The organism is Methanococcoides sp. (assembly GCF_030594565.1).
GTDB lineage: Archaea > Halobacteriota > Methanosarcinia > Methanosarcinales > Methanosarcinaceae > Methanococcoides > Methanococcoides seepicolus.
This window is the reverse complement of record NZ_JAUVEY010000099.1, coordinates 1-8,065: the sequence shown is the minus strand read 5'-3', so window position 1 is coordinate 8,065 and position 8,065 is coordinate 1. Positions and strand designations below refer to the sequence as shown.

8 protein-coding genes are annotated in these 8,065 nt (G+C 43.6%); 2 read left to right on the top strand and 6 right to left on the bottom strand.

What is annotated here, in order from left to right; genetic code table 11:
* Positions 1-147, bottom strand: a 147-nt coding sequence (locus QAS77_RS08655; RefSeq protein WP_305064970.1) for a ferritin-like domain-containing protein, incomplete at its 3' end; no start/stop codon positions are given.
* 271 nt (positions 148-418) lie between these two features.
* Between QAS77_RS08655 and cca the strand changes: the two genes are divergently transcribed.
* Positions 419-1,759 (top strand): CCA tRNA nucleotidyltransferase, encoded by a 1,341-nt coding sequence (gene cca / locus QAS77_RS08650; protein WP_305064968.1) that lies wholly within the window; start codon positions 419-421, stop codon positions 1,757-1,759.
* Between the two features lie 15 nt (positions 1,760-1,774).
* On the opposite strand, the gene QAS77_RS08645 is transcribed toward cca, so the two are convergent.
* The 4 genes from QAS77_RS08645 to QAS77_RS08630 form a co-directional block, all read right to left on the bottom strand.
* Complete coding sequence (locus QAS77_RS08645) at positions 1,775-2,614, bottom strand: DNA-3-methyladenine glycosylase family protein (RefSeq protein ID WP_305064967.1); 840 nt, start codon at positions 2,612-2,614, stop codon at positions 1,775-1,777.
* A 57-nt stretch (positions 2,615-2,671) separates the two neighbouring features.
* Entirely contained in the window at positions 2,672-3,262 is a 591-nt protein-coding gene (locus QAS77_RS08640) for an indolepyruvate oxidoreductase subunit beta (protein ID WP_305064965.1), read from the bottom strand.
* Positions 3,259-5,064: an indolepyruvate ferredoxin oxidoreductase subunit alpha gene (gene iorA, locus QAS77_RS08635; protein WP_305064964.1), complete on the bottom strand. Its 1,806-nt coding sequence runs from the start codon at positions 5,062-5,064 to the stop codon at positions 3,259-3,261. Before iorA ends, QAS77_RS08640 begins: the two co-directional genes overlap by 4 nt.
* 544 nt (positions 5,065-5,608) lie before the next feature.
* Positions 5,609-6,067 carry a pyridoxamine 5'-phosphate oxidase family protein gene (locus QAS77_RS08630; protein WP_250866917.1) on the bottom strand — a complete coding sequence of 153 codons (459 nt, stop codon included), beginning with the start codon at positions 6,065-6,067 and terminating at the stop codon, positions 5,609-5,611.
* 237 nt (positions 6,068-6,304) lie between these two features.
* On the opposite strand from QAS77_RS08630, the gene QAS77_RS08625 reads away from it, so the two are divergent.
* Complete coding sequence (locus tag QAS77_RS08625; protein ID WP_250866916.1) at positions 6,305-6,574, top strand: hypothetical protein; 270 nt, start codon at positions 6,305-6,307, stop codon at positions 6,572-6,574.
* Between the two features lie 558 nt (positions 6,575-7,132).
* Here QAS77_RS08625 and QAS77_RS08620 read toward each other — a convergent pair.
* Positions 7,133-8,065: AMP-binding protein (locus QAS77_RS08620; RefSeq protein ID WP_305064961.1), on the bottom strand; the 933-nt coding region annotated here is incomplete at its 5' end.

Here is an 8,065-nt window from a genome sequence, read left to right as displayed (position 1 = left end):
GGCGTGTACCATCTCTTCCTGATACTGGACCATGAACCAGTTTGCGAACCCGTTAAGTCCGATGTTCGAACTGTAAGCTGACATTGCCATGTAAAGATGAGCAGAATACATTTCCTTGTTGATCTGCACGTTCAACGCATTGATCATCTTTTCACTTATCATGTTATAGACTCCTTTGTTATGGAAATAGAATTACTATCCGTTAAACAGGCTCCACAATTAATGTGATAAATTCCCCCGAAAGCCTACAGATAGTTGTTTTTAGCTCTATAGCTAACAGTGGAATATTAGTTGTCGGCTGTATAAATGGTTATCTGTGTTGGATGGTGGGGTGTTTTTTGAAAATGGTTTGAATCTCAAATGGTTTATACCTTTGAACAATATTACCCTTAAGAGCACGATTATCGAGAGAATTAACATGGAAGATCTTAAAAAAAGCATTCTGGAAAAGATCAAACCTTCCGATGAGGAAATGGCTAAATTGAAGCTTGTGGCTGATGAGCTGATGTACAAGATAGATTGCCTCACATTCAAGGTTGGCCTGACGGGTGTACAAACACAGCTTGTAGGTTCCGCTGCAAGGGGTACGTGGATATCCGGTACACATGACCTTGATATATTCATCACATTTCCGGATGATACAAGCAGGGAAGATCTTGAAAGCTATGGCCTGTCAGTTGGCAGGCAGGTGGCAAAAGAGGCGGAACATTGGGATGAGCATTATGCTGAACATCCATATGTGAAGATGCGATACAAGGGATTCGATGTCGATCTGGTTCCGTGCTATCGGGTTTCCAGTGCCAGTTCTATTATCTCTGCAGTGGATAGGACACCTTTCCACAACGAGTTCATCAAGGCCAATCTTAACGGGCTTGAGGATGATGTTCTGCTTCTCAAGCAGTTCATGAAGGGGACTGGTGTTTATGGTTCAGAGCTTAAGACCGAAGGATTTTCAGGCTATTTGACTGAACTTCTGGTCATCAATTACGGCTCATTTGAAAAAGTACTGGAAGCAGCATCGGATTGGAGGCCGGGTCTGCTTCTCGATATTCTGGAACATGGGAAATTGAAGTTCGAGGACCCTCTGGTCGTGATTGATCCCACAGACCCTAAAAGGAATGTAGCGGCTGCACTCTCTCTGGACAAGTTCTGCACATTTGTTGATGTGGCTCGCAGTTTCCTTTCAAGTCCAGACGAAAGCATGTTCTTCTCATCCTTGATACCACCAATATCTGACATTGAGATCGTTGAACGGCTGGAAAAGAAAGGTTCATCACTGCTGGCCATCGTCTTCAAGACACCGGATGTGGTTGATGATATATTCTATCCGCAGTTTTCTAAAATGGAGAATTCGGTGGTTCCAATGCTTGACAAGAACGAATTTACTGTACTTAAGGCTGGAAAATGGAGTGGCGAAGATTCTGTTGTGATGCTGGAACTTATGTCAGGCACTTTGCCTAATGTCAAAATGCACAGAGGTCCTCCAGTATGGGTACGTGATCATGCCGAGAAGTTCAGGGAGAAATACGTTGACAATGAGGATGTTTACTCGTTTGTCATCGAAGATGGTTTCTATGTCGCGGAAATTCCCCGAAAACATATCTCTGCAAGAGAGCTTCTTGAAAAAGAACTTGCAAATTGTTCTCTTGGAAAGCACATCTCCAAAAGTGTAAAGGATGGGTTTGAAATTATCGAAGGCAAGCAGGTCCTTGAACTGAACGGGGATGGGTTTAGAAGCTTCCTTAACGGCTGGTTGTAAAACGGAAATTTAGACTTAGACCAGTCCTTCAAGCCGTTTCTGGTAGAACAGATATTGCTGTGCATAACCGCAGTATTCACCGAAATAGTGTCTTCCCCAATTACCTATTTTTGTTTTGGTGACATTGCCTTCAAAATAGGGTTCGTTTCCGTAATAGGCCTTGACTATTTTTTCAACATGGGTATCCACAGGGAATCCTTCCATTTTCTCAAAAGCGAAGAGCAGTATGCAATCAGCCACCTTTTCCCCGATACCCTCCAGTTTCATCAGTTCGTTCTTAGCTTCGCCATAGTCGAGACTGAACAGTTCATCAAGCACAATATCGCCATTGACGACAGCGTTTGCAGCTTTGATTATCCTTGCCGTGCGAAATCCCATCTTGCATTCACAAAGATCATCGCAAGTGGCTGATGCGAGAGCTTCAACTTTCGGGAAACTGTACTGACCGTTCTCAATTTCTTCCCCGAAGAGTGCTGAGAGCATGGATATGTTCTTCTTTATACGGGGGATGTTCGAAGCGGTTGCTAGCATGTAGGAGATCAGACATTCCCTGGGATCCTGGCGTATGAGTCGCAATCCTCTGTATTTGTTGATGGCGATATCCATATGCTCGTCCTTGTTTATCTGCCTGAATATTGCCGGCAGGTCATCATCCAGTCTGAAATACTGATGAAAAAAGGCCTCATCAAGAGAGGAATCTACCAGAAGGTCACCTGTCTCAGGACTCTGGCTTATGCGTGCAACAGCACCATTGACAACGCCTGTCCACCAGTCGCCATCCCTGTCCCAGCGGAATACCTGACCGCAGTCCAGGGTATATTCAAGGTTGAAATCTTCTGTTTTGATGGAGTACATCTGTGAACAACTGCTAATAATTATTAGTATGTAAAAATAAAATGTGAAGCTATGGTCTTATTCGACCATACTTCTTCCCATCTCAAAAGCTTTCACGTTGGTATCAATGGTCTTTGGCGGTACCATCTCCTTTACGCGGTCCAGCAGTGTTTCCGTTTTGATCGGCAGGAAGTTGGAGACTGCTCCTACAAGTACTACGTTCATAGCCTGTCTGCTTCCGGCTTCAGCCGCTTTTTCGGTTGCGTTGAACGCAATAACTCTGTGTGTCTTTTTGAGTTCTGCTACGATGCTTTCAACATCAGGATACTGTGCCTTTCCAGTGGTAACTGTCACCGGATAAACTGCTTCAGTGTTCATGATGACAACACCATCGTCTGCGAGTGAATCGATATAGCGCAGTGCTTCTACCGGCTCCAGTGCAAGAAGACAGTCTGCACCTTTGAGGGGGATCATGGATCCAAGGTCACAGCCGATACGTACATGGTTGACCACTGAACCGCCACGCTGTGCCATTCCGTGAGTTTCCGCTGCACGAACTCCGTAGTTCTCAATAACTGCGGACCTTCCGATGATGTCTGAAGCGAGGATCGCTCCCTGTCCACCGACACCTGATATTACAAGATCGAACTTAGATGCTTTACTGCTCATTTCTGAACCTCCTTTATCGCATCGAATTTACATACTTCTGCACACAGTCCACATCCTGTGCACATTGCATTGATCGTAGATTTCTTGGTCTCCCTGTCAAATTCAATTGCAGGGCAGCCAAGGTTCACACACATTCTACAGCCTACACACTTATCGTGGTCAACCTTGAATGGTATCAGCCTGACACCTGTTCTGCGTGCGTAGATGATGCAGGGCTGTTTTGATATGATCACTGATGTGCCTTCGTAATCCTTTGCACGTTTGAATGCTTCTATCGTTGCTTTCACATCGAAGGAATCGACAACTTCGACGAATTCGGCACCGAGTCCGCGACAGAGCTGCTCAAGGTCGATCTCCTTTGTGGCCTCACCTGTGGATGTAAGTCCCATGCCAGGGTTTGGCTGGTGACCGGTCATTGCGGTGATACGGTTGTCCAGAATTGCAACTGTGATGTTCGCCTTATTATATACTGCATTGAGCAATCCGTTCATTCCGGTATGGAAGAACGTTGAATCTCCAATGGAACAGCAGATAGGCTGCTTTTCACCAGAGTGATAGATGCCTGATGCAACGGTGATACTTCCTCCCATGCACAAGGTGGTGTCCACGGTCCCATTCTGTATGCCCAGTGTGTAACATCCAATATCACTTGGGAAGACGGCATTCTTGCCAAATACCTTTTTCATTGCATAATAGGTAGCCCTGTGGGAACAACCTGCACACATTGCAGGGGGTCTTGGTGGCAGTTCCATCTCAATCTCCTTGATCTCCGGCAGACCTGATTCGATGCCGAAAACATCTGCGATGGCCTTTACGCAATGGTCAACATTAAGTTCGCCGACCCTTGGAACAGTGCCATCTGTCTTTCCGATGATCTTGACATTGCTTTCCATGTCCTTTGCAATGATCTTGCAACGGTCTTCCACAATGGGCTCAAGTTCTTCGATAACGAGAACTGTATCGACCTGCTCGTACATCTTTTTGATAAGACCTTCAGGGACAGGGTATGCACCGATCTTCAAGTATGATGCGGATACACCCAGGTTCTCAATAGCTTCCTTTGCATAGACCGAAGCAATACCTGCTGCGATGACTCCGATCTTGGAGTTCTCATTGAGGGTAAGTTCGTTCCACGGGGATGTCTCAAGCTCTTCCCTGATGCCATCCTGTATTGAAAGAAGGTGTGGATGCCTGACAACCGCATTGCTTGGGACCATTACCCAGCGGGATGTGTCCTTCTCGAACTTGGCTTGCACTCTGTGTTCAGTGATCTCACCAAGTTCGATATCTGCCTTGCCGTGTGATATTCTGGTGGTCGGTCTGAATATGACCGGAAGCTCGAACTTCTCGGAAAGCTCAAAGGCATAAGGTATCATGTCCTTTGCTTCCTGTGGGGTGGAAGGGTCAAGACATGGCATGAGTGAGAACTCTGAATATTTACGTGTGTCCTGTTCATTTTGGGATGAGTGACATCCCGGGTCGTCAGCCACAATGACGACCATTCCGCCCTTGACTCCCATGTAGGACAGTGTCATAAGAGGGTCTGCTGCAACGTTCAGACCTACGTGCTTCATGGTGACCACAGAACGCACACCAGTCATGGCAGCTCCTGCAGCAACTTCCATTGCAACTTTTTCATTAACGGACCATTCGACATAAAAGTCGCGTTCCTTCATTTTGGACAACGTATCTACGATCTCAGAAGAAGGCGTACCCGGATATCCGGAAATGACACGTCCTCCTCCTTCCACAATCCCTCGTGCGATCGCTACGTTCCCAAGCATATACTCGCGTGTGCTCATATTTTATCTCCTGCCATTCTCATAAATAGGCATTATTAATAAATATGTGGGTGAGATCGGGCAGGAGCTTGTTTTTTGGGATGTCGGTTGTTGTACGTTGGTGTATATGTTTTGTTCATGGAAAAAATCAAGAGCATTGCCTATAAATTTGGTCATTACATATCATAAGACCAGATCATCTCATTTTATTTTTTTAAAATTTCAGATAGTATTGATATTATGACTGATTTTCTCTGAAAAATCACTTTAACATTTTTGAATGAAATGTAAAAGCTGGGAGATTATGCTGAGGATGATAAGCCTTTTACGCTTAATGCACATGTAAGAGAACGCTTGAATCAATAAGGAAAATTTGTCTCAAATGCTTTATCTTATGTAGCTTTGCTGTCGCGTTTGTCTTTTTTCTATGGAAATTAAACGAGAATTCCGAGAGACAAATGCGACAAGTGAAAAGCGACAGCATAAGTGCCACCGGCATCAATTCCAAGTCCGTATTTCATACTGTCCCTATTCCTTCTTCATTAAAACAATTGTTTTTATTAGATCATTCATCATTCATTCCATATTGTCTGCCATGCAAATCATCTATGTCAATACGGATGATTGCCACTCTCTTGAGGTCTAGATCATCAATACTGTATTCTTTATTGTGGTAGCGATCAATAATGATCTTAAGACCTTCTTTTATTTCTTTTTCATCTTCCAGAATTGTTGCAGTTCCGTAGCCTACAATGCTTTGGTATTTCATATAATATGAACAGGGTTCATCTGATGGAAGAGTTTCATAAAAAGTATCCACTTCAAAACAAACATTTTTATTTTGTTTTATAAGGTTGATCTTAGTACCTTTTCGGGAACTATGTAAATATATTGTATTATCCTTGTATCCGAATGAGATTGGTACGATGTAAGGCTTTTCATTACTACAAAGTCCCAACCTTAGGTATTGTGCATCTAAAAGTATGTCTTCAAGTGCTTTGTTATCTCTTATTTTTTTACCCATTATACCAAATCCACTTGCTCTAATACAATTTTACAAATAAGAAAATTACTCTCTTTCTTTATATGTACCTAAGCTATTGGTAGTTTCCAAAGGCATGTGCCTTTTCCAGTAGTGTTAGTATATGTGCCATTTTAAAAATATATTCAAATTTAGACCTTTATCTGAAAGAGGGGTGATGCGATTAATGCTATATCACTATTATATTTTGACAATTGTTCAGAACCAATAAGGCAGTATGTGGAATATCCAGAGCATAAATTTGATGGCAAGGTTGAGATTCTTGAGAGGAGGCATGTTTATGCTGATTCAATTGTTTGCATTGGCAAGGAGGAAAACAATATTGATATGCAGGAGCCTGAAGGGGATAGGGTTGGATCATACTTGAATATTGAGAAAATTAATGAATGGGTGCTTTGTCTGACTCTTGATGATGTTTGGGAAATGGGGATTGAACACAGGAGTACGTTGAAACAACTGAAGGACAGAGTTAGGGAAGGGGGATTTTAGTCTAAATACTAAGGGATAAGGAAAGTAATTGATAGCTTTCTCTAAAATTGATATGAAATAGAATTATTAATGCCTGAAGAAACGTCTAAAATTTATCTATGACTGAAATTGAAGTTCTCAAAAACAGAGGGGATGAAGGAGGAATGACATCCCCACTCCCAATTATTTATTAAGTAGAACCACCACCACCACAGTGTTCGTGTTTTCAGACCGTACCACCGGAGTCGTGAATGACACATGGTTCTTAATATATAATAATAAATTAATAGCATATTAACTTATCGAATATACTTCTAATGATATAATGCTCATTATTATGAAATAAGAATAAGATTCGGTGTCGTCTACTTTCCCAGAAGCCTGAACGAAGCAAGACAGCTGGTACTGCTGAGAGTTATAAGCAGTTTACGTTGAATGCTCATGTAAGGGAAAGGTTAAATCAATGGGAAAAGCTTGTCTCAAATGATTAATTTTTGTGGAGATTTGCTGTCAGTGAGGTGATGAGTTACGCTCATCACCTCGTTTCGCACTCCAGAAGCAAGATCTGGCTGCAGGAACTCAATCCTCCAATGAGGACACATCCCCAGGATCCATTCCAAGCTCCTGTGCCTTAAGCAACCTTCTCATGATCTTCCCGCTGCGGGTTTTTGGCAGCGAGTCAACAAATTCAATCTCAGAAGGCATTGCAATTGGACCCAGGTTCATCCTTACATGATACATAAGATCAAGCCTCAGTTTATCGGAGGAGTTGAAGCCCATGCGAAGTATGACGAAAGCTTTGATGGAATCCCCTTTAAGAGGATCAGGTTTTCCTATTACAGCAGCTTCAGCCACAGCTTCATGGGATACAAGTGCACTTTCGACCTCTGCACTTCCAATGTTGTGACCGGCAACGATAAGGACATCGTCGGCACGTCCCTGTATCATGATATAACCATCCTCATCCTTTACGGCAAGATCACCTGCACTGTAGTAATTCTGGATCTTTGTCCAATACTGGCGATATCTTTCATCATTACCATAAACGGTCCTCATCATGGAAGGCCAGGGTTGTTTTATTACAAGGAAACCACCTGTTCCTGCAGGCACCGGGTCACCATTCTCATCTACAACATCAACAACCACACCTGGCACGGGTCTTCCTGTGAATCCCGGTTTCATGGGCTCTCCAACCGCTGTGGTGAGCATGTGCATGCCCGTCTCAGTCTGCCACCAGGTATCCAGAACAGGACATTTTTCCTTACCGATCACACGATAGTACCACTTGAACACTTCTGGGTTCAGAGGTTCGCCAACCGAACCCAGGATCCTCAGGGAACTCAGATTGTACTTCCCGGGCCATTCATCTCCCATCCTCATGAACATGCGTATCGCTGTTGGTGCCGTATAGAAGACGCTCACATCGAATTCCTCTATCATGCTCCACCATACTCCCGGATCAGGGTAGTCAGGCGTTGTCTCAGAAATGAGGATTGTCGCACCCATGGAAAG

Excerpts from the sequence above, each read along its gene's own strand:
- cca (WP_305064968.1), top strand. The coding sequence starts at position 419 with ATGGAAGATCTTAAAAAAAGCATTCTGGAAAAGATCAAACCTTCCGAT.
- QAS77_RS08645 (WP_305064967.1), bottom strand. The coding sequence starts at position 2,614 with ATGTACTCCATCAAAACAGAAGATTTCAACCTTGAATATACCCTGGAC.
- QAS77_RS08640 (WP_305064965.1), bottom strand. The coding sequence starts at position 3,262 with ATGAGCAGTAAAGCATCTAAGTTCGATCTTGTAATATCAGGTGTCGGT.
- iorA (WP_305064964.1), bottom strand. The coding sequence starts at position 5,064 with ATGAGCACACGCGAGTATATGCTTGGGAACGTAGCGATCGCACGAGGG.
- QAS77_RS08630 (WP_250866917.1), bottom strand. The coding sequence starts at position 6,067 with ATGGGTAAAAAAATAAGAGATAACAAAGCACTTGAAGACATACTTTTA.